This window comes from Rapidithrix thailandica (genome assembly GCF_039710355.1).
GTDB classification, from domain to species: Bacteria; Bacteroidota; Bacteroidia; order Cytophagales; family Flammeovirgaceae; genus Rapidithrix; species Rapidithrix thailandica.
This window is the reverse complement of record NZ_JBDKWZ010000004.1, coordinates 67,952-89,061: the sequence shown is the minus strand read 5'-3', so window position 1 is coordinate 89,061 and position 21,110 is coordinate 67,952. Positions and strand designations below refer to the sequence as shown.

The 21,110-nt window shown below is 44.6% G+C and carries 15 protein-coding genes and 1 tRNA gene; 5 read left to right on the top strand and 11 right to left on the bottom strand.

All coding sequences use genetic code 11. The features are described 5' to 3' along the window. The first annotated feature begins 214 nt into the window (after positions 1-214). On the top strand, positions 215-3,181 hold the full coding sequence (locus AAG747_RS08155; RefSeq protein ID WP_346820658.1) for a caspase family protein: 2,967 nt from the start codon (positions 215-217) through the stop codon (positions 3,179-3,181). A 64-nt stretch (positions 3,182-3,245) separates the two neighbouring features. On the opposite strand, the gene AAG747_RS08150 is transcribed toward AAG747_RS08155, so the two are convergent. From AAG747_RS08150 to AAG747_RS08130, 5 genes are all read right to left on the bottom strand, one after another. Beyond that, positions 3,246-4,439: a potassium/proton antiporter gene (locus AAG747_RS08150; RefSeq protein WP_346820657.1), complete on the bottom strand. Its 1,194-nt coding sequence runs from the start codon at positions 4,437-4,439 to the stop codon at positions 3,246-3,248. A gap of 269 nt (positions 4,440-4,708) precedes the next feature. Then, positions 4,709-5,290 (bottom strand): carbonic anhydrase, encoded by a 582-nt coding sequence (locus AAG747_RS08145; RefSeq protein ID WP_346820656.1) that lies wholly within the window; start codon positions 5,288-5,290, stop codon positions 4,709-4,711. Between the two features lie 42 nt (positions 5,291-5,332). Then, positions 5,333-6,886, bottom strand: coding sequence for a SulP family inorganic anion transporter (locus AAG747_RS08140; RefSeq protein WP_346820655.1), 1,554 nt, complete (start codon positions 6,884-6,886; stop codon positions 5,333-5,335). A 613-nt stretch (positions 6,887-7,499) separates the two neighbouring features. Continuing rightward, the gene (locus tag AAG747_RS08135) at positions 7,500-8,879 is read right to left on the bottom strand and encodes an ATP-binding protein (RefSeq protein WP_346820654.1); all 1,380 of its coding nucleotides are present in this window, start codon (positions 8,877-8,879) and stop codon (positions 7,500-7,502) included. A 33-nt stretch (positions 8,880-8,912) separates the two neighbouring features. After that, positions 8,913-9,605, bottom strand: coding sequence for a response regulator transcription factor (locus AAG747_RS08130; protein ID WP_346820653.1), 693 nt, complete (start codon positions 9,603-9,605; stop codon positions 8,913-8,915). Positions 9,606-9,937: 332 nt separating this feature from the next. On the opposite strand from AAG747_RS08130, the gene ruvB reads away from it, so the two are divergent. Then, positions 9,938-10,966, top strand: coding sequence for a Holliday junction branch migration DNA helicase RuvB (ruvB, locus tag AAG747_RS08125; protein ID WP_346820652.1), 1,029 nt, complete (start codon positions 9,938-9,940; stop codon positions 10,964-10,966). A 397-nt stretch (positions 10,967-11,363) separates the two neighbouring features. Beyond that, on the top strand, positions 11,364-12,785 hold the full coding sequence (locus AAG747_RS08120; RefSeq protein ID WP_346820651.1) for an alkaline phosphatase PhoX: 1,422 nt from the start codon (positions 11,364-11,366) through the stop codon (positions 12,783-12,785). A 53-nt stretch (positions 12,786-12,838) separates the two neighbouring features. Here the strand turns inward: AAG747_RS08120 and AAG747_RS08115 are convergent, their stop codons facing one another. After that, entirely contained in the window at positions 12,839-14,053 is a 1,215-nt protein-coding gene (locus AAG747_RS08115) for a sterol desaturase family protein (protein WP_346820650.1), read from the bottom strand. A gap of 305 nt (positions 14,054-14,358) precedes the next feature. Between AAG747_RS08115 and AAG747_RS08110 the strand changes: the two genes are divergently transcribed. Beyond that, positions 14,359-14,435, top strand: a tRNA-Pro gene (locus AAG747_RS08110). Continuing rightward, positions 14,402-15,715 (top strand): tyrosine-type recombinase/integrase, encoded by a 1,314-nt coding sequence (locus AAG747_RS08105; protein WP_346820649.1) that lies wholly within the window; start codon positions 14,402-14,404, stop codon positions 15,713-15,715. The genes AAG747_RS08110 and AAG747_RS08105 overlap by 34 nt, the downstream gene beginning before the upstream one ends. 160 nt (positions 15,716-15,875) lie before the next feature. Here AAG747_RS08105 and AAG747_RS08100 read toward each other — a convergent pair whose 3' ends face one another. From AAG747_RS08100 to AAG747_RS08080, 5 genes are all read right to left on the bottom strand, one after another. Further along, positions 15,876-16,388 (bottom strand): hypothetical protein, encoded by a 513-nt coding sequence (locus AAG747_RS08100; RefSeq protein ID WP_346820648.1) that lies wholly within the window; start codon positions 16,386-16,388, stop codon positions 15,876-15,878. Next, positions 16,385-17,638 (bottom strand): type VI secretion system tube protein TssD, encoded by a 1,254-nt coding sequence (gene tssD / locus AAG747_RS08095; RefSeq protein WP_346820647.1) that lies wholly within the window; start codon positions 17,636-17,638, stop codon positions 16,385-16,387. The genes AAG747_RS08100 and tssD overlap by 4 nt, the downstream gene beginning before the upstream one ends. Positions 17,639-17,873: 235 nt before the next feature. After that, a complete protein-coding gene (locus tag AAG747_RS08090) occupies positions 17,874-18,533 on the bottom strand; it encodes a hypothetical protein (RefSeq protein WP_346820646.1) in 660 nt (219 codons plus the stop codon). Between the two features lie 2 nt (positions 18,534-18,535). Beyond that, positions 18,536-20,731 carry a LamG-like jellyroll fold domain-containing protein gene (locus tag AAG747_RS08085; RefSeq protein ID WP_346820645.1) on the bottom strand — a complete coding sequence of 732 codons (2,196 nt, stop codon included), beginning with the start codon at positions 20,729-20,731 and terminating at the stop codon, positions 18,536-18,538. After that, a complete protein-coding gene (locus tag AAG747_RS08080) occupies positions 20,728-21,108 on the bottom strand; it encodes a hypothetical protein (RefSeq protein WP_346820644.1) in 381 nt (126 codons plus the stop codon). The genes AAG747_RS08085 and AAG747_RS08080 overlap by 4 nt, the downstream gene beginning before the upstream one ends. Positions 21,109-21,110: the final 2 nt, after the last annotated feature.

Sequence of the window (21,110 nt, the reverse complement as noted above, 5' to 3'; positions counted from 1 at the left end):
CCTGTTGTGAAGTAATTCAATGAGAACATTCTCATCGGTTATCAGAGAAAGCCGGCTTTTATAAAGGACACTTTTCTTTTCGTAAAAATAAGTACTTTATAAAACAAGCAAGCGGAAAATCTGATAACCGATTTTCATTTTCTTCGTAGAACTCTTATGACTTTGATATACATTGAAAATCCCTCATCTTTGGATAAATACACCTAATAACTAAATGATGAATAAACTGAGTTCTATGCAAAAGCTTTTGCTTATTCTCCTACCCCTGTTATCTTTTCTGAGTACTCAAGCCCAGGAGCAACCTGTTTTGGTCATTGATCCTCAAGGACATTCGGCCAGGGTACGGGATGTGGTTTTCACAGCCGACCGCAAGCGGTTAATCTCCGTTTCAGAAGACAAAACGCTCCGAATATGGAATACTTCCACCGGAGATTTGGTCGCAACACTTCGGTCTTCCATCGGTGAAGGCCCTATAGGGAAGCTGAATGCCGCTGCGCTTTCTTCAGATGACCGTTTGTTGGCGATTGGAGGATATTCTTCTAATAACGAAATTCGCATTATTGATTTGCAAACCCGCAAACAAGTCTCAGCATTAAAGGGGCATCAAAATGTCATTACGGATTTAGCTTTCTCTCCTAACGGCCAATACCTCATCAGTGGGAGCGGTGATAAAACGGCTAAAATCTGGCCGCTTGCCAACCTGTCAACCAACTCTTCCCCCACTGCCCAACTGACTTTAGAAGGGCATTCTGCTGCGGTGTATAACCTGGCCGTTGCCCCTGACGGAAGACAAGTCGCCACCGCCTCTTTGGACGGTACCATTCGTCTCTGGCAAATAAGTGCAGACTGGGGCAGTGCCCGGCTTACCAAAGTGATGGACGACCATCAGGACAGAGTTTTATCCGTGGCCTTTTCTCCCGATGGAAAATACATTGCAAGCGGAGGCTATGACGGGCGGATCATCCTCTGGGATGCCGAAGGGAAGCTGGACTTGGTCATCGAAGATTTACACGGTCAAATCTACCATGTGTCTTTTTCTCCGGATAGTCAAAAGATTGTAGGCATCACCAACCGGGGGCAAGTGGGCTTGTATGAACTGCCATTGGCCTTCAAAACCGGAGAATTCACCGAACATGATAATACCGTCACGGCAGGGGCTTTTGCCAAACAAGACAAAAATGATTTGCGATCAGTCATTGCTACAGCCGGAGGGGAAGCTTATGATATTTATGTGTGGAATGCCAATACCCGTCAGGTCATTACCCATATGACGGGTAAAGGGAAATCCAATTGGTCGGTAGCACGCGGCAAAGGCTTACAAATAGCCATTGGCCAAACCAATGAAAGTGCTAAGGAAAACCGCAAAGGACCTTTGGAAAAAACCTTTGACTTCGCTACCCTCACGTTTCACCCTGAAAAACCCAATTCACCGGAGTTTACAAGGGTTGAAACCAACTTTCAAGGAAAGGCGCTTAAACGTAAAAAAGACGAAGCCTATGTACTTCAAATCGGCAGCACTGCCCAAATTCAAAATAACCCCGATACCGACCGCATTTTGCGATGCTATACCTATACCCCCAAAGGGCAAATTGTAGTAGGTAGCGGAGCAAGCCTGAAGCTTTATGACCAGGCAGGACAGATGATACGGGAATACATCGGGCATGCTGACGAGGTTTGGGCCGTATCGGTTTCCGAAGATGGCAAATATTTGTATTCGGCCAGTGGAGATCAAACCGTAAAAGTATGGAACCTTCAAACAGCTGAAAACCTGGCCACCTTATTTATTGCGGCAGACAATGAATGGGTCTGTTGGACTCCGCAAGGATATTATGCCGCTTCGGCCGGGGGAGAAAAATACATTGGTTGGCAAATCAACAAAGGCTTACAACAATTGGCGGAATTCTATCCGGTCAATACCTTCCGGAAGCAATTTTTCCATCCCGAATTGGTAAAACGTACACTTCAGACGGGATCCTTTGAAAATGCTTTTGCCCAATATCAACCAACACAGCCTGAGCAACTAGTGGCCGAACCGGAAATTACCAATACCTTACCTCCTCAAATCGAATGGCTATTCCCTACGGCCATCGATAATGAAACGTCCAATAAAACAATAAAAATACAAGCTCGCGTCACATCCGACAGCAAAATCAAACAAGTAAAGCTCTTGGTAAATGGCCGGACTTACAGCAGCCGGGGTATCAAGCCTTCTTCTAAAAGCACAGACCATTACCGGCTCTTGGAGTACGAAGTTGAATTAGTACACCGCAGCAACCGTTTGCAAGTGTTTGCCAAAAACATTCATGCGGCTACGACTTCCGATGAACGGGTAGTTCATTACCTTCCTCCTGCCACCGCAAAATATACAGAGGTAGAAGAAGGAGAATTCCCCGATGAATTACCCTTTGATGTTGCTGACTTTGAAGTGGATTATATTGAAAAACCCAACTTGTATTTATTAAGTATCGGGGTATCTCAATTTAAAAACAGCGAATATAACCTTACCTATGCCGATGCGGATGCAAAAGCGGTGGCACGAATGTATCAACAGCAACGAGGACGCTTGTACAACCATATCTACACCAAAGAATTACTCAACGAGCAAGCCACGCAACAAAACATCCTGAAGCAATTCAAATGGCTGGAAGAGCAAGCAACCCCTAGCGATATGGTGGTGATTTTCATCGCTACGCATGGCATCAACCTGGAAGGGGAGTTTTTTATTCTGCCCCATGACGGAGAAAGTTACGACCTAAAACGCTCAGGAGTGAATTGGAGTCATTTTGCGGAAGTAATAGGAAATTTACCCTCAAAAGTTTTGTTGTTTGTGGATGCTTGTAACAGCGGTCAGCTAGGAGCCAATGTTGCAAAACGCGATAATACCGAAGCGTTGCGAACGATGGCTTCCGATGAATACGGGGTGGTTATCATGTCAGCCTCTACCGGGGTGGAAAGTTCCTTTGAACATCCGGATTGGGGGCATGGCGCCTTTACCTTGGCCTTGTTAGAAGGTTTGGAAAAAGGCGAGGCGGATTTCAAAAAGGATTTTATTGTTTATCTCAGAGAACTGGATTTGTTTGTAGCAGATAAAGTGCAAGAGCTTACACAAGGTAAACAACACCCCACCACTCAAAAGCCCAGTACCATCAGTCAACTGCCGGTGGTACAATTGGCCGAATAAAGCTTTCTAATTACTACTTCCATCACACAAAGGCACTGGTGTAGCATCAGTGCCTTTGCTCGGTCTAAGAGGCTTCTTCCACCTGCTCCACCCCCAACCAACGGGCCATTAAAGCCACCGTATTACCTTGTAGTAACACGGATGCTACCACGACTATAAAGGATATATTGAATAAGCGCTCCGCTCCGGGCAGTTGATGCACTACGGGAATCAAGGCAAACACAATAGGCGTAGCTCCGCGCAATCCCACCCAGGATACAAACAATTGTTTTTGCCAACTTTGTTTTTTAAAAAAGACATACGAAATCAATGTCCCTACCGGACGGGCTATTAATATCAAAAACAGAGCGATAATCAACCCCTCCCAAAGCACTTCCGGAATTTGAAATAAGTACACTTGTAAACCTAACATAAGGAACAAAGACGTTTCCATCATCCAAGAGAAACCATCAAAAAAGTTTCGATTATAATCCCGGTTTTCCCAAGGGTTGTTACCCATGACAATGCCGGCCACATACACCGCTAAAAAACTGCTTCCTCCCAAAATTTGATTGACCGCATACAGAGCCAATACGGTCGAGATCAAAATCACAGGGTTTTGCCCTCGCTTAAGTTTCACTTTCACCACTAGCCAGTGCATCACTTTACCAACCAAGTAGCCACTGGCCAAGCCAATGATCATATTGATAAAAAACTGGGGCAATAAACTCCATACGGTTTTGTCAGATGCCCCCATCAATGTGGCAATTCCCAGCGTCAGGAAATAAGCCATGGGATCATTAGTACCCGATTCTAACTCTAAGACCTCCCCTATCCGGTGCTTTAATTTCAGGCCTGTACTTTCTAATATTGAGAATACGGCAGCCGCATCCGTAGAGGAAATAATGGCTCCTAACAAAAGGGCCTGCCAAAACGACCATCCTAATAAGAAGTAGACCAGAGCGGCCGTTGTACCGGCCGTCAAAAGCACGCCCAGGGTAGCCAGCGTCACACCTTGCCCTACAATACTTTTGAAATACTTCCACTGCGTATTAAAACCTCCTGTAAAAATAATAAAAGCCAGGGCCAGTTCACTTAATCGCAAGGTGGCTGCCGGGTAGTTATAATCAAAATCATATTGTCCTCCATTCCCTAAAAAAACCCCAATGCCAAGTGTTAATAACAAAGAAGAAAAGCCCAACTTAGCCGCTATTTTACTGGTCACCGTACTGATTAAAAGTAAAATAGCGGCAATAAGTAGTATATAGTAATAGGTCATTGATGCACACAATTTTTTTAATGAAAGCCCTAGCCCTCCAAGCCCGGGCTATACATTTACCGGGTATCGATTTGCTCAACGAAAATAGTAATAAACGGGGAGAAGAAAAGAACCTTCATTAGGGAAAGAAGCAATAACCGGAATTCTGGGAGCTTTTGGGAGGCTTAGAAATTCATTATTTAACACGAGTTTCTTCTATAAAAAATACCCACCGGTGTTCGAAAAGAACACACAAGTGGGTATTTACAGAGCCTATACCTCCTGGCTTATTAGCACAATTCTTTAATCAGTCCGGTTTTCAGGTTATGCACCCATCCGTGAATAACAGGAGCTTCTTCGTTTGCATTTGCATCCTGCCAAAGCGAAGTATTCCGGATATTTGCAACTTGCGCTTGCACATTCAACTCAACCAGTTTATTGAGCCTTTCCGTATCATCTTTACATTCCGCCAGTTCCGCTTCATGACGTTTCTTCACATCTTTGATATGGCGAAGCCAGTTATCAATCAGCCCAATAGGTTTGTCCAAAAGTGCGCCTTGTACTCCACCACAGCCATAGTGTCCACACACAATAATGTATTTTACTTTTAAAACATTAATGGCATAATCCAACACGCTCAACACATTCATATCGGTATGCACTACCACATTGGCAATGTTACGGTGTACAAACATTTCCCCCGGTTCTACACCTGTCACTTTTTCGGCGGGCACCCGGCTATCCGAGCAACCGATCCACAATACTGCCGGTTGTTGGCCTTTGGCCAAGTTCTCAAAAAAATCCGCATCTTGGGATAATTTTTCTTCTACCCAGGCTTTGTTATTCTCTAATAATTGCTGATAGAATGTCATTGTTATTTCTTTATAGTTTTCTTTTTAAGACAATAATTTTGATTAGACCAGCTCCGGTACCGCTTTTAGGTCCAGCATGATCCCTCGCTCTTTTGCCGTACTTTTGAAGTTATGAATCACTTCCAAGGCATCAACGTCAATGTTTTTGGATGAAGTCCCGTCAATAACCACCTTACTATTATGTGGCAAATGATCCAAAGTCAATTGTAAACTGGCTTTATTCAAGAAAGACACATGCTCGCTTAAGCGAATGTTAATCGACTGATCTCCTTCACCCGTACTTTCCTTATCAAAGAAGTAAGGTACTTTGTAGTTTGCTTTCAGGATAAAGAATACTCCTACTGCCATACCGATAATGATACCCGTAAGCAAGTCTGTAGCTAAAATTGCTACGATGGTGACGATAAACGGGATAAATTGCTCAATACCTAACCTTATCTGTTGTTTGTATAAAGCGGGCTTGGTCAGTTTAAAACCTACCAAAATCAATACGGCGGCTAAAGAAGCCAGAGGAATTTTATTTAAAAGGAATGGAATAAACCCCACGGCAGCTGCCAAAAAGATACCGTGGTAAATTGCGGACATTTTCGATTTGGCATTTGCATTCAAATTGGCCGTACTCCGTACGATTACCGCAGTCATCGGCAGTCCACCAATCAAGCCACAAATCAAGTTCCCGACACCCTGTGCCTTCAATTCGCGGTTCTGAGGTGTTCTGCGCTTGGCCGGATCCATTTTATCCACAGCCTCTACACTTAAAAGTGTTTCCAAACTGGCAATAATCGCCAAGGTCACCGCCACAATATAGACATCCGGATTCGTTAGCTGTGAAAAGTCCGGCAAGCTAAACGATTCTTTTACAGAACCTAAGCTTTCAAATACAGGTAGATTTACCAAGTGGCTGGAGGTAATAGCCAAAGGAGAATTCATAGCGGCAAACACTGAATTCAATCCCAACCCAAAACAAACAGCCACCAACTCTTTAGGAATAAGTTTAAATGCAGGGATTTTTTTCAATGCAGGACGGTCCCATAAAATCATAAGCAATATAGACGATCCTCCTACGAGGAGTGCACCTACATGTATATGGTCAATTAATACCCCCAAGTAACTAACTATACTGCCAAGATTCCATATGGAATATTCAGCTTCACCTACAGCATTCGCATTTACTCCGAAAAAATGCGGAATTTGCTTTAAAATCAAAATCAATCCAATGGCGGCCAGCATCCCTTTAATCACCGAGGAAGGGAAATACAGTCCGATAATACCGGCTTTAAAAAAGCCCAAAGCCAATTGAAGCGCACCAGCAATAACCAACGCTAACAAGAAGACTTCATAACTTCCCAAATCGGTGATGGCATTGAGTACAATTACAGTCAATCCGGCTGCCGGACCACTGACACTAAGGCTGGACCCACTGAGAAAACCAACGACAATCCCACCGACAATTCCTGTGATGATACCGGCAAACAAGGGAGCGCCTGAGGCCAGAGCAATCCCCAAACACAATGGCAAAGCTACCAGGAAAACTACCAGACCTGCGGGTAGATCATTTTTGGTATAAGAAAGGTAACTGCTTAAATTATTCTTCATTCGGTTAGTTGTTTATAGTTCCCAAGAATTTCCTTAGCCTATTCTTCTTCAGGTTGTATATTCATTCCTAGAGTGCGGCTAACAATATTGCAATAGTACCTTTCCCGCTTTAGAGCGGTATTAAAGAGGTATTAAAATGAGATTAGAATTTTTTTAATGAGGGAAAAATTGCCTTAGAGGTGCTTTTTGAGGCTATTCTTACCATAAACTATGGTGAAAAATAAATTATGGGTTTATCATTTTTCTTAGAAGATGTCTAATCCTTGTAAAAGTTCGGAAACAAACTTTCCAACTGGTATCACAGACATCAGGCATCGTTACCCTTTCAAAGTAACTATTGGAAAGACACCTAAAAACAATTAACAAAAAGAAAGAAGAATGTTAGAAATACTCTTAGAGAGTTTAGAGCATATTTAAAATAACAAAAAGACTCAGGTCTCCTATAACCTTAAAACCTTGAGGGGAGTAGCTAGTTGCTGAGGGTTTTACCGCTTTTTGCCATTACATTGGTTTTCATTTACGGGGTCAAGTTTCTACCCGGATGAACTTTGTTGTCGACCGAAAAAAGTTTACTGCCACATTTCACTCAGCGAAAAACAACCTGGGATTAACATTACCTGGAAACGGGCTGATGTTTCAATGGCAGATGCAGCTCCACGATAGTCCCTTTCCCTTCGGAAGAATGTACATGAATCTGACCATTGTGCAATTGTAGGATCTTTTGGGTCAGTGGCAAGCCAATCCCGAAACCTTTATACCTGCGTACGTTCGTGGCCCTGAAAAAGGGATCGTAAATGTATTGGATTTCATCCGAAGGAATCCCCACTCCCTGGTCCTTGACCCGGATCACCAGGTCATTTCCGGAAATCAAGACAGCCACATGTACTATTTTGTTTTCTGAGAACTTACATGCGTTGCCCACAATATTACTCAATGCAATTTTTAACAAACTCTGGCTACCATACACCACTAGTTGGTCGGTATCTGTCGGCCAACGGCTAAAGTCTATATTTACTTTATTATCCGGATTGGTTTTGTCCAACTCCCCTTTGATATCAAAAATCAACTCATCCACCCTGAATTCTTCTATAATCAAACCTTTGTCGTCATAACTGGTTTGTGCCAATTTGAGCAAATTGGTGGTCAGGTGATCCAGCCGTTCGGCTTCGTTGGCAATGGCCTGCAAGGAGTCGATATAGTCCTGCGAACTCCGTTCTTTGCTCAGGGCCACTTCCGCCTCCCCGATGATGGCTGTCAACGGGCTGCGAAATTCGTGTGACGCATTGCTGATAAAGTTATTTTGGATTTCAAAAGAAGTTTCCAGGCGGTCAAGCATATTGTTAAAAGTGGTTGCCAGCTCTGCCAGTTCATCTTTACTATTATTGGTATTCAAACGTAAGTGCAAATTAGAAGCCCGGATCTTATTCACCTCCCTGATCATTTCGGTAATCGGCTTGAACACCTGCCGGGCGTACAGATGTCCCAACAAGAAAATGACCCCGTTACATAACACAAAACCGATAATCAAGGCCAAACGCAAATCTTTCAGTTCTTCTTCCCCATAATCATTCGAAGCCGAAACGATGACGATATAATTGTTACCCATAAACCTATGCGTCACCCCTACATAGTACAAGCCTTTCACCTCCGTTTCTCCATACCCGTCTTCAATCAACAAGTCCATGAACGTTTCGGGAAACAATGTTTTTACATTTTCGCGGGTAGCCTCACTGACCGGCAGTTTTATGATCCACTCTTTTTCTTTGGGTAAAGTCTGAAAGTGCTTATCGCGGATCTCTGCATAAATACTTGCATTTCCTTTATCTTCTTCCAAAAAGATTTGTGCGGCCAATTTTGCCCGCCCTTCCAGGCGTTTAAAAAACTCATGACGCAAGTATTGCCGGGCAAAAATGAAAATAAAAATGCTAAAAGATAAGATCACCAAAGAGGTGAGAATTGTAAATAATAACGCTATTTTTTGCCGAATTTTCATAGTAAATCACTGATCTCGAAGTATACTATACCCTTATCTGTTTTCCTCTCCTTCTTTCATCACATAACCCATACCGATGACGGTATGAATCAGTTTCGGAGAAAAGTCTTTGTCAATTTTATTACGCAAGTAGTTGACATATACATCCACTACATTGGTTCCCATATCGAAATTCACATCCCATACACTTTCCAGAATATCAATCCGGGACATGACTTTCCGTTGATGCTTCATCAAATATTCCAAGAGACGGTATTCACGGGAAGTCAATTTGATTTCTTTTCCGCTTCTACGGGCAATTTTCATATCGGTATCCAGCTCCAAATCCGCAATATTGAGTACTTTAGTGTTTGATGAGTCTCGCATAGTTCTGCGGGTCAGTGCCCGTATTCGAGCCAATAATTCTTTAAATTTAAAAGGTTTTGCCAAATAATCATCGGCCCCTGCATCCAATCCCTGCACGATATTTTCAGTTGTTCCCAAGGCGGTCAGCATCAAAATAGGCATGAGCTGAACCGCTGTCTCCCGGATTTTTTTGCATACCTCCACACCATTGATTCCCGGTAGTATGATATCCAGAATGATCAGGTCAAAATCATATTGTGAGGCCAATTGCAAGCCCATTGGCCCATCGTATGCTACCATTACTTCATATCCTTGTTCCGTAAGGCCCTTTTTGACAAAGGAAGCAATATTTTGTTCATCTTCTACCAGTAGGATCTTCATAGTCGTTCGTGTCAAGCATTCGATAACAAAGATACAAGGAGTAAAGGAATTTTTTCTGTTTAGACACCAGGTTCATCTGTTCAGAAGTGCCCCCATGAGTAAAACACCCATTCGAATACCATTGAAAGCGGTGGGAAAATACGTTTAATTCAGGCACAAGCCCTGAAAAACCTGCATCAATTCATTATCTTTGAACAATCTTATAGTAAATGATGAGGGCAAACGGAAATTATGAAAGTCTGGAAACAAAACCCTTGGCAAAGGTGCATTCCTTTTGTCTCTCAAGTGAGCATTTAAACGGATATTATCAACGCATTAGTGAATCATAGATCATGAGGGAAGACTATTTAAGCGGAGACAACAAGAATTTTTCAGAAAGAGAGCGGGAACTGGAAAAGTCGCTGAGGCCCTTAAGTTTTTCGGATTTTAGCGGGCAGGAAAAAATACTGGAAAACCTGAAAGTGTTTGTAAAAGCCGCAGTAAAAAGAGAAGAGGCTCTGGACCATGTCTTACTCCATGGCCCTCCGGGACTGGGCAAAACCACCCTTTCGCACATCATCGCCAACGAACTGGAGGTAGAGATCAAAATCACTTCCGGACCCGTATTGGAAAAGCCGGGCGATTTGGCAGGTTTGTTAACCAACCTGGAAGACAAAGATGTATTGTTTATCGATGAAATTCACCGCTTAAACCCTGTCGTAGAAGAATACTTGTACAGCGCTATGGAAGACTTCCGGATCGATATCGTACTGGACTCCGGACCCAATGCCCGTACCATTCAAATAGACTTAAATCCTTTTACATTAATAGGAGCGACCACGCGATCCGGCTTGTTGACATCCCCATTGCGAGCCCGTTTTGGCATCAATGCCCGCTTGCAATATTACGATGCCAAGTTGTTGACAAAAATTGTCAAGCGCTCTTCGGAGATCCTCGACACACCGATTCACGAAGATGCTGCGGTAGAAATTGCCCGCAGGAGCCGGGGTACTCCAAGGATTGCCAACAATCTACTTCGCAGAACCCGTGATTTTGCGCAGATCAAAGGTGATGGCACCATTACCAAAGAAATTGCTCAAATGGCACTGAATGCTTTAAATGTAGACCAAAGCGGTTTGGACGAAATGGACAACCGGATCTTATCCACCATCATCGAGAAGTTCAAAGGCGGTCCGGTAGGCATCGGCACCATTGCAACTGCCGTGAGCGAAGAGGGCGAAACTATTGAAGAAGTATACGAACCGTATTTGATCCAGGAAGGCTATATCAAACGAACGTCCAGAGGGCGGGAAGTGACGGAAAAGGCCTATCAACATTTGGGCAAAATTCCTCCGGCCATAGAAGGCACCCTCTTCGGCTAATCCTCATTGAAAAGTCCAAAGGAAGGATAATTCTGATTACTAATATCCATTATTCTTCCCTGGGTATTTTTCACCGGTTTAAACGAAAGTTATTCTCCCGTTGGATTTAAGTTCATATTGAGTAATTAATTTCGGCTTTTTATAAATTCTCGAACAGAAAAGAAGCGTTTTTGTAGGCATTTCGATGTATACAAACGCTTTATCATAGAAGTGGTTTACACTTATAGTTTTTGACCGAAGATGGAATCAAAATCGGCTCATCAAGGCACTTTTTGAAAAGAATAGCCAAAGCTATTGTTGAAAAAAGTAACACAAAGGAGGCCTTTTTGAAACATTTTTCAGAAAAAAGAAAAAGGTTAACTCACTTCATACTCTATATCGAATAAATCCAACGACTATGTCACAAACTTCCCGAAGAAAATTTCTAAAAAATTCAGGTATTATCGGTTTAGGATTTGGTGGATTACAAACATTTGTAGCCCAGTCCTTAGTAAGTTGCAGCTCCCCCGGCAAAAAGCAAAACCTCACAGAAGTATCTGTCACACCATTTAAAGGATACGGAGAGTTAAAAGCTGACCCCAAAGGCATCTTAAACTTGCCGGAAGGATTCCGTTACAAAGTAATTTTCCGCCAAGGCGAACAAATGGATGACGGCCTTATCAGCCCGGACAAGCCCGATGGCATGGCCACCTTCGAAGGGCCAGACGGTAAAATCATTCTCATTCGCAATCACGAAACCAACCCCGGAGACCCCAACGGCCCCTGGGGAGAAGACTTTTCCTTGCTTTCCAAAGTTCCTTCCGAAAAAATTTACGATGCCGGAAACGGACTCAATCCGGCTACCGGAGGAACCTCAACCCTTGTGATTGATGAAGACAGTTTGACTGTAGAAAAATCTTACCTGAGTCTTGCCGGCACCGTACGGAATTGTGCCGGAGGTTTGACGCCTTGGGGGAGTTGGATCACCTGTGAAGAATCCGTGCTCAAGGCCAATGAAGAACTGGAACAAGACCATGGCTACCCCTTTGAAGTACCCGCATCCGCAGAAATTCTATTGGCTGACCCAATTCCCTTAAAGGCCATGGGAAGGTTCAACCATGAAGCCGTAGCCGTAGATCCTCAATCCGGAATTGTATACCAAACCGAAGACCGGCATGACGGGTTGATTTACCGGTTTATTCCTGAGGAAAAAGGAAATTTACAAAAAGGAGGCCGGCTGCAAGTATTGGCCATCAAAGGGCAAAAAAGTGTAGACACCCGCAACTGGGCCAAATTAGACCTCCCTCCTTTTCCCATCAACCAGACGGTGGAAGTAGAGTGGTTGGATATCGATCAGGTAGAGTCGCCCGAAGACGATTTGCGTTACCGGGGGTTTGAAATGGGTGCCGCCCGGTTTGCCCGGGGAGAAGGCATGTGGTATGGCGATAAGGAAGTCTACTTTGCCTGCACCAACGGAGGAAAAATTGAAAAAGGACAGGTATTCCGCTATATCCCCAGCGAATTCGAAGGACAAGCCAAAGAAACAGAAGCACCGGGCAAACTCGAACTCTTTGCCGAACCCAACGATGAGGAAGTATGCCAATATTGTGACAACCTGACCATTGCCCCTTGGGGCGATGTAGTGCTTTGCGAAGACAATAAAAAACCCTTTATCATCGGTATTACGCCCAAAGGCGAGTTTTACAAAATCGCGGAAAACGTAGGTTATGAATCGGAGTTTGCCGGAGGCGTTTTCTCCCCTTCCGGAAAAACATATTTTGTCAATATTCAACATGTAGGACTGACCGTAGCCATACAAGGTCCTTGGCAACACGTTTAAAGATGTATCGCCAACGTAGACCTTCCAGGTTTTTGAAACCTGGAAGGTCTCTCTTATTTAAAGACCTTAAAAAGTAATACGAGTCCTAACAAAGAAAGTAAAGTAAGTCCCGAAGCCGCAAACACGACCGGTTCAAAGTAATGAAAGCCTCTGATCATATACATCAGGTACAACAGGCTGCCTACCAAACGGAAATACTCCAACACGTACACCCACTTTTTCCGCTCGAACAACAAGCCACAATGAATCACGGCCCAGCCTATCAGCAAGGCACCCAAAGACTTGTCCAACACAGTCATCGACTCATGGCCAAACAAGAAAAAAGCTGTACCTGCCAGCACCAAGACGTATTGAAACACCAAGTACAAATTCAGTTGCAGAGGTGTGAAAGAAGTAAATTTCTCTACCGATAACCGCTCCACCTCTGGCACCTGCAAGGGGCCTCCCAAATAATCCGGTTGCCAGCCGGGTGGTTTAAAGAACAACTTCCAACGGTCTTTCCAAGTAGGAAATGAATAAGCCTGTTGCCACATGGATTTCCAATGGATCACATTTGCCCATAAGGGGTTCCAAGAATTTAAAGGAGTGGTCACCCCATACACAGGTTTTTCCTTTTCCTCTTGAAAGGTTCCGAAGATCCGGTCCCAAATGATAAACACCCCTGCGTGATTCTTATCGATATATTCGGGGTTGCGTCCGTGATGTACCCGGTGGTGCGAAGGCGTATTCATCACTTTCTCAAATGCGCCCATTTTCCCGATCAGTTCCGTATGTATCCAAAACTGGTATAAAAGATTAAAACCGTTTGCAGCCAAAAAAGATAAGGTATCAAATCCGATAAATGCCAGTGGCAAGTAAAACGCAAACGTAAAAAACTTATGAAACCAGCTTTGCCGCAAGGCTACCGAAAAGTTATAATCCTCACTTTGGTGATGGACGACATGCCCTGCCCATAAAAAATTCACCTCGTGGCTCAGGCGATGCACCCAGTAATAAATGAAATCTACTGCCACAAATAACACCGCAAACCACAGCCAATTATTGGGAATATCAAACAGCCTGAAGTGTTCGAAGATATACTGATACACGCCCAAGGTAACGACCTTGGCAAATATACCGATCACCTGATCGCCAATGCCACAACTAATATTGGTCATCGCATCCGGCAAGTGATAGTAATCCGTTTTTCTTAAAAAAGTAACAATTAGCTCAAACCCAATTAAGATAAAATAAACAGGGATAGAGAGTATAACAGGGTTAAGGTCCATGGATTTTCAGTAAGTGATAAAAAACAAGGTAAGCTTTATTAGTCGTCCAATCCACAAGTTTTGTCGAGTTTACATAAAAATCGGAGAATTCGCAAGCAAAACCACCAGCAAGTCCTTGCAAAAAAGTCAGTCGAAAGTCAGCCTTCCTTATCCCAACCGGATAAAGCATTTAAAATTCAACAGGTAAAACTTTAAAAACGAGCACAATAAGTCCCCCTCAGCAAAAAAGAGTATTCCCCAAGCGAACAAACTAGGCCTGAGGACTTGTTTTTAAAGAAAATGTTTTCTTATTTTGCCGCGAGCATCGGGATGTAGCTCAGTCCGGTAGAGTACACGTCTGGGGGGCGTGTGGCCGCAGGTTCAAATCCTGTCATCCCGACCAAAACGGATATAAACCCACTGATTATCAGTGGGTTTATCTGTTTCATATGGGCAGTTGCTACAAGAATTGCTACAAATTTCGAGATTCCCAACGATAATTTTGGACTGGAAATGCCTGAGGAAAACGAATTCCCCGAATACAGAAAGGCCCTCTTACGGGACCGGGGCGGAGACGCCGGCAAGCGATGGTACATCGAGTTTTACGCCTGGGATGCCACTGACAAAAAGCTCAAACGAAGGACCTATTATCTCCCGGCAAAGTACAAAACCAAGTACGACCGGTACGAGTATGCCAAACAGGCTGTAGCCGCCATCAACAAGCTACTGCGGAAAGGGGCTCAACTCAACGTTCCGAAGATCAATAACTCGGTTCGGGTACAAGCGGAAAGAAAGCGGACCATCCGCGAAGCTCTGGAGTTTGCCTATAAGATCAAGATCTCCAATGCCCGGCCAGAAACCAAAAAAAGCTACAAGGGGATTTACAAGGACTTTTTGGACTTCTTGGATAGCAACCGGTTGGGGGAGAAGACCATTGAAGAGATTCCCAAAAAGTACTTCTACTATTATTTTGATGAAATCATCGTAGACCGGGAATTGTCCAATGCCACTCACAACAACCATTTGAATGCCTTAAAAACGTTTTTCAACGAGTTGATCAGCCGGGAGATCATTGACAAGAATCCTCTGCAACAGATCAAGCGAAGGAAACATATCGCCCGGAAGAACGAACCCTTTACCACGGAACAAAAAGAAGCGATTGAGGAATACTTGCTGGAAAACGACCGCTTGCTGTATTACTTCACCCGTTTTATTTACTACGGGTTTATCCGTCCTACGGAGATTTTACGCTTAAAAGCCGGGCATATCAACCTGCACGATGGGATCATTGTAATTTACCCCGAGGTGTCTAAAAACGCCAAACAGCAAACGGTGACCATCAACCAGGATTTCCGCAAGATCCTGGAGGAAATGAAGGTTTCGGAAATTCCCAAGCAACATTACCTCTTCGGGGCAGATAAGATGAAACCGGGACCGGACTCACTACTTCGTGTGCGCGTCACCGAGCGGCATATCAAAGTGCTCCGGCATTTGGAGATCTATGACGGGTTGGTGACGTTGTACTCCTGGAAGCATACAGGTGTGGTCAATGCTTACCGTGCCGGAGTGGATATCAAGACCTTGCAAAGCCAATTGCGGCACCATTCCTTGGAAATGACGGATATTTACTTGAGAAGTCTAGGAATGGTTCTAAATAACGAACTGAAGGATAAGAGTTGGTAGGTTTTCACCGGATTCACAAACAACAAAGGATTGAGGTTTTTGGCCTTAACCCTTTGTTGTTGCAGAAAATAAACAATAATAAAATACATCTCCCTTAAAATAATGTAATAACTAGGCATATCAAGCCTGTTTTTGGGAATCTATTGTGTTTTATATTTATTTAGTTACTCATTTCAATTTTAGTGTAAAAGTCAATCAAATCATGGCCTAATTCACATGGAAAAGGTGATAACCAAAGCCAAGGATCAAGAAGTACTAAACTATTTTTATAATTTTCTGAGTCTTTAGTCAATATTCTATGTTCAAAAAATTCACCACGCTTATCATATTCAAATACATAAATATTATCCTCTGAATCCAGTTTAATTATAGCAGTATAATCCGGGTCTGGAGAACGCTTATCATATGTTTCACATGCATAAATATATTTGGCTTTTCCAAATGCTTTTTGACGACTAAGAATCTGTATAATTTGCTCCCTAAGATGTACCTCTTTTATCAACTGAAGGCCCATTAAAGCATTTTTTCTTAACCCTAATAAATCACAAGATTCAACAGCCTCTTCAGTTTGCTTATCCCAATTTGCTAAAAGAGCTTTTTGATTTATTTTACTTTGGGTACAAGTAGAAAAAAGAACGACTGTTCCGACAATTAGTATCTTAATACTTTTCATTCTGAGTAAATTAAGGTTACCTGATCACCTTTTATAAATTCTTCTTCGTAACCAGTTTTACTAAACCTGGTTTTCTTTTTATATTTATTCAAATTTGTATCAGTCATTCTATTGTTATTAATAATAAACATCAACTCATTAACTTTTCCAGAAGCTGTTTTTGCATTCGCATATTTTGTATAATCAATAAAATGAGCTGCCAATTTATCCCCCTTAATTCCAATATGCTTCAAGTCAAGTCCGTCATAAGAATACCTTATAGGTGCCCCAACAGAGGCTCTTATTATATTTTCAACATATAAAGCATCAACTTCAGCTAATCTTATAAATTCACCTTCATATTCTGGATGTTCTGCTTCAGGATAATCACCCCTTGAATCTTGCAGGAAACGATTATCAGAACCAAAACCTCTTTCTACATGCCTTAACTCATGCCCTAATGAAATATATGGAATTCTTGGAACATTGTCCACCTCTATAAAATCATCATACTCAGGGTCAAAGTAAACCCATGCACCCTGTTCGCCATTACCGGCAGTACCTTGTCCATGTCTTCTATTTACCCTTCCTTTTCCTCTATGAATTACAGTTAATCTCCCCCATTCTAAAAGTGTTTCAATTAAACGTGCTCCTTCTTGGGTTTTAATTAGAAGTGCAATAGCTTTTAATACATTGGTTCTGTATTGAGCCGTTCCTACAATGGCAATTCCACAGGTTCTGTGGGGCTTATCTTCCTTTTGTTCTTCTTCAACAACTGGGTCCTCAATTACAGGTGGTAAAATATTTCCAGCTCCAGCAGTCAAGTTATCGTATTGGTCGGCTAAGGAAATAGGTTCTATTTTTTTTGCACTCAGGTCGGTTTCCTTCCAGTAGTGCTCCAGGATTTTATACCCTCCATCGTAGAGGATGGCCGGGGAGAGTTTGATTTGGGTGGTCATGGGTTCACCGTTTACCCCGTTGAAATTATTCTTAAAGAAGACGCAGTGTACATCGTAGAGTTCGAAGACCCGGCTCTTACTATCCTGGGTGACCGGGGAAACGACAATCTTTACTTTTTTCACCATGTCCATACCCACAGACCAGGCAAAAAAGCTTTGATCCGAGGTGGTTTCAAAGGTGATATCAAAGATTGTCCCGTTGGGTTTGCCCATCGGTTTGCCGTGTTCGTCTACCGAACGGGTAAAGCGAAATTTGAAGTCAAGAATGTTAATTTCCTTATCCTCAACATACATTTTAGCGATTAGGCTCATTGCACAAAATAGTATTTTACGGTTATAAATGCTGGTTTTACGGTAAATGTATAAAACTTTTTCAAGAATACAAATGCGTAGTAAGTGGTAAGTTTTTAAAATATTTTGTACTAACGGACGGATGAAGCTGTATACAAAGAAAAAGCAAGCCTACTGGCTTGCTTTTCTTAAATACAATTCCCCTAGTAATATGAGTTTAACTAAGCAAATGCAGAAAATAAATGCGTACTTCTACTTAAACAAGTAATTTCCGGATTTGCTGGGCAAAGTTCCGGATGCGGGTCTTGTCCCGTTCGGACAGCGGGGTTTTCCGGTTAAAAACCAGGATCAAGGTATAGAGTTTTTCCGGTTCCGCCTCCAAATAGAGGTGGTATACCGCTTTGGCTTCCGTGGATAACAGCTCCAGCTTGGCCCGGCCCGAGGGCATCAAGTCCACGTTGTCGATGTACAAATCCTTGTCCAGGCTTTTGAGCATTTTTTCCAGGTAGTTCAAGGCCTGTTTGTTCAAAGGCTGCTTTTGTTTCAGGGGTTTTAAGGGCTCTACCAACCTTCCGTCTTCGTACTTGCCGGTCAGCTCCACAAAGACGGACAGGTGCAGATCCTCCGGTTTCTTGCGCTCCCCGTGGATCTTGAGCACCGCCACCCGCATACAGCTAAACTCATGGGCCAGGCGGTTCATCAGTTCGTATACCCCGGAGATTTTTTGCAACACCTCCTGCCGCAGGTGACGGGCAAAGGCCCGGGCCATTTCCGTACAAGCCCGGAGCAAACCCACCAGGGCAGCCGCCAGGGCTTTACGTTGTTGTAGCAAGGCAAACACCAGGATACCGCAGAGCACCTGCACCAGGCCAAACCGCTTAATGATCTCCAGCAAGGGGGTCAGTTCTTCCGGCATGATTAATACAAATTTTCAAGGCGTTCACAGGCGTTTTTGACGGCTTGCAACTGTTCCTGGAGATAGTCTCCGGGAAAGCCCCATACTTCCGCGTCCCAATCCCCGGGACGGGTAGCTGAACCTATGGGAAAGCTGCTCTCCGGGGCCAGGTTCCGGACTTTCACTGCGCTGCCATCTTCGTAATAGCTGCCCTCCTGGTGCTGGTAGTACAATACCAGCTCTTGGGTGGTCCCGATGGGAAACTCCGGACGGGAGTTTTGCAACACCTCTTTCGGGCTTAACTGCCGTTTCCACAGGGCAAAGGAATGGAAACCGCCTTGCAGGTAGGTGCCACCCCCGGGAAAGTTGCCCGGGGCCGTTTCGCCATAGAGCTGTAAGTCCCCGGTGAAAGCTTGCCCCGTCAAACTGCCATCCCTGGTGACCGTTCCCAGGGGCGTCCCGTTGAAGTAGAAACGGGAGTCTTCCCCCAGGACAAAGACCCAGGAACTAAAGGCATGGAGATTTTTATACACCGCCTCCTGGTCGAAGGCAAAGGAATGCCCCTTGTCAAAGTCGTATTGAAACCGCCATTGCCGGTCGTTTTCACGGTACAACCTTATTTGCCGGTCGTTGCTGTGCAGAATCCCCAGGTCCTCCGTGTCGAAAGGGGCCGAAGGGTATACATTCAGCATGACCGTGAGCCCTTTTTCGTCTATGGGCAAGTCGAAATGGGGCACCAAAAGCTGCTGTTGACTGTCGCTTTCCTTATTGAAAGAAGTGGTTTGCACCAGGGCCGGTTGCCCATGCCACTCATCCCTCCAGGCGCCATTTCCCGTCCCGTCCCCCGTCACCTGGGACGGCAAAGAGACGGCAACACTGCTTACCCGGTCAAAAACCTGCTTGCCTTCCCTTTCGCAAAACCGGTAATCGGAAAGCAATAAACCGGGGTCAAAGGTTTCCCGCTCGTACACTTCCGGAACAAGGGCTTCCGTGCTGAACAAAGCCCTTTGCAACACCAAACCCTTACCGGGATTTTCCCCCAGCAAAAAGGCTGTATTTTGAGGGTTGGAAAAAAGCCCGTCCGTCCGGGTTTCAACCGGGACAAAAGGGCCCCGGCCTTCCCGGTACCAAATTTTTCTTGTGCTCAAAGTAGGGTATTGTATCAATAAGGTGTGCCGGCCCCGGATCGGGTTTGCCTTGATGCTTGTATCAAAACCAACTTCACCGGTTACCAGGGAGATTTGATCGCTTTGCAGGCGTATATGACCAAAATAATTGGAAGCGGGTGTGGTGACCAGAAGCTCCGCCGGTCCGGCTTGTTTTTCCGTATCCAACTCCAAGACCAGGCTACCTTTTCCCGCCTGCTGCATTTGGTCAAAACCGCAGGTGATTTCTATCGCGGCCCCTGGAGTACTCCGGTTCACCCGGTAGCCCGTACCCCTGTAAAGCCCCCGGCTTTGGTACAAATCTTTCAGTGCGTTTTGTTTGCCAAAGCCCAGGTTTCCGGTTTCCTCCAGGGAATAATTTTCCAGGGTTCCATGTGCCGCTACAAGGGCTGCCGGCTTGGCATAATTGAACCGCTTGGAGTGGTCAAACGCCCAAAGCGGCCGGTCGCTGCCCCGGTGTAAAAGGTCCACATCCAAAGGCCAATAGCCGGTACAAACCGCATGTAATGAAGAAGGTACCAAACCTACCCATTTGTGCAATGCCTGGACTTCGCCCTGAGACAATGCTTTGTCGTACAGCGAGACTTGAGACAAACAGCCTTCAAAACTTCCGAAACTCAAAGGGGCATTACTCACAAAATCCTGACCGGCACTCAAACCCGTACACTCCGTTTCGGCCACCTTTCGCCCGTTGACCGACAAAGCCAGGGCTTTGCTCTGCGCTTCGTAGGTAACAACAAAGTGAAAGGTGTCTTGGAGACGAAAACCGTCCCAAAGACAGGAATAATTCAAGCCTCCCGAAGCGTACAGGGTAAAGCCTATTTGCCCGGTATGGGCCCTCAGGCTCCAGCCCGTCCCCTCCAGTTTTTGCACCAGGTCACCCCCTTCAACTACCCTGGCCAGGCCTACCAACGAAAAGCTTTGCCCCTGATGGAAGGCAAAGCGCTTGTATATGGGATTGGGGATTACTACCCGCTGGTTCCCGGATAGGTTAAAACTAAGCTGGGCCCGGGTATGCCACAAGGCCCGTTGGTCAATTACTGTTGCTTTCATAAGAGTTCAATAGCCAGGCCGATTTCAATGTTTTCCAATCCTTGTTTCGCGCTTACCGTCCCCCGCAAATACCAATGTTCGGCTGTGCTGCGGGCAGCGGCATAGGCCCGGACTTCCGCCCAGGTACTTTTGAGCGTCCAGGTGCTTTCCGAAGCCAGGCGCACCTCCCAAATCACCGCCTCTATTTCCAAGGGGGAATAGCGGGGGGCGCCCAGGCTTCTGGGCCCTTCCAGCTTCCAATAGGCCGATTTGACAAGATGGTCCGAAGTGACAAAGCGGTCCAGTACCTGGGGGCTGTTTGTCCCTCCTCCGTTGTCGCCGGAACCTACGCTACTACACAGCTGATACAGCCGTTTGCGTGTCATCTGTACTGCCATGG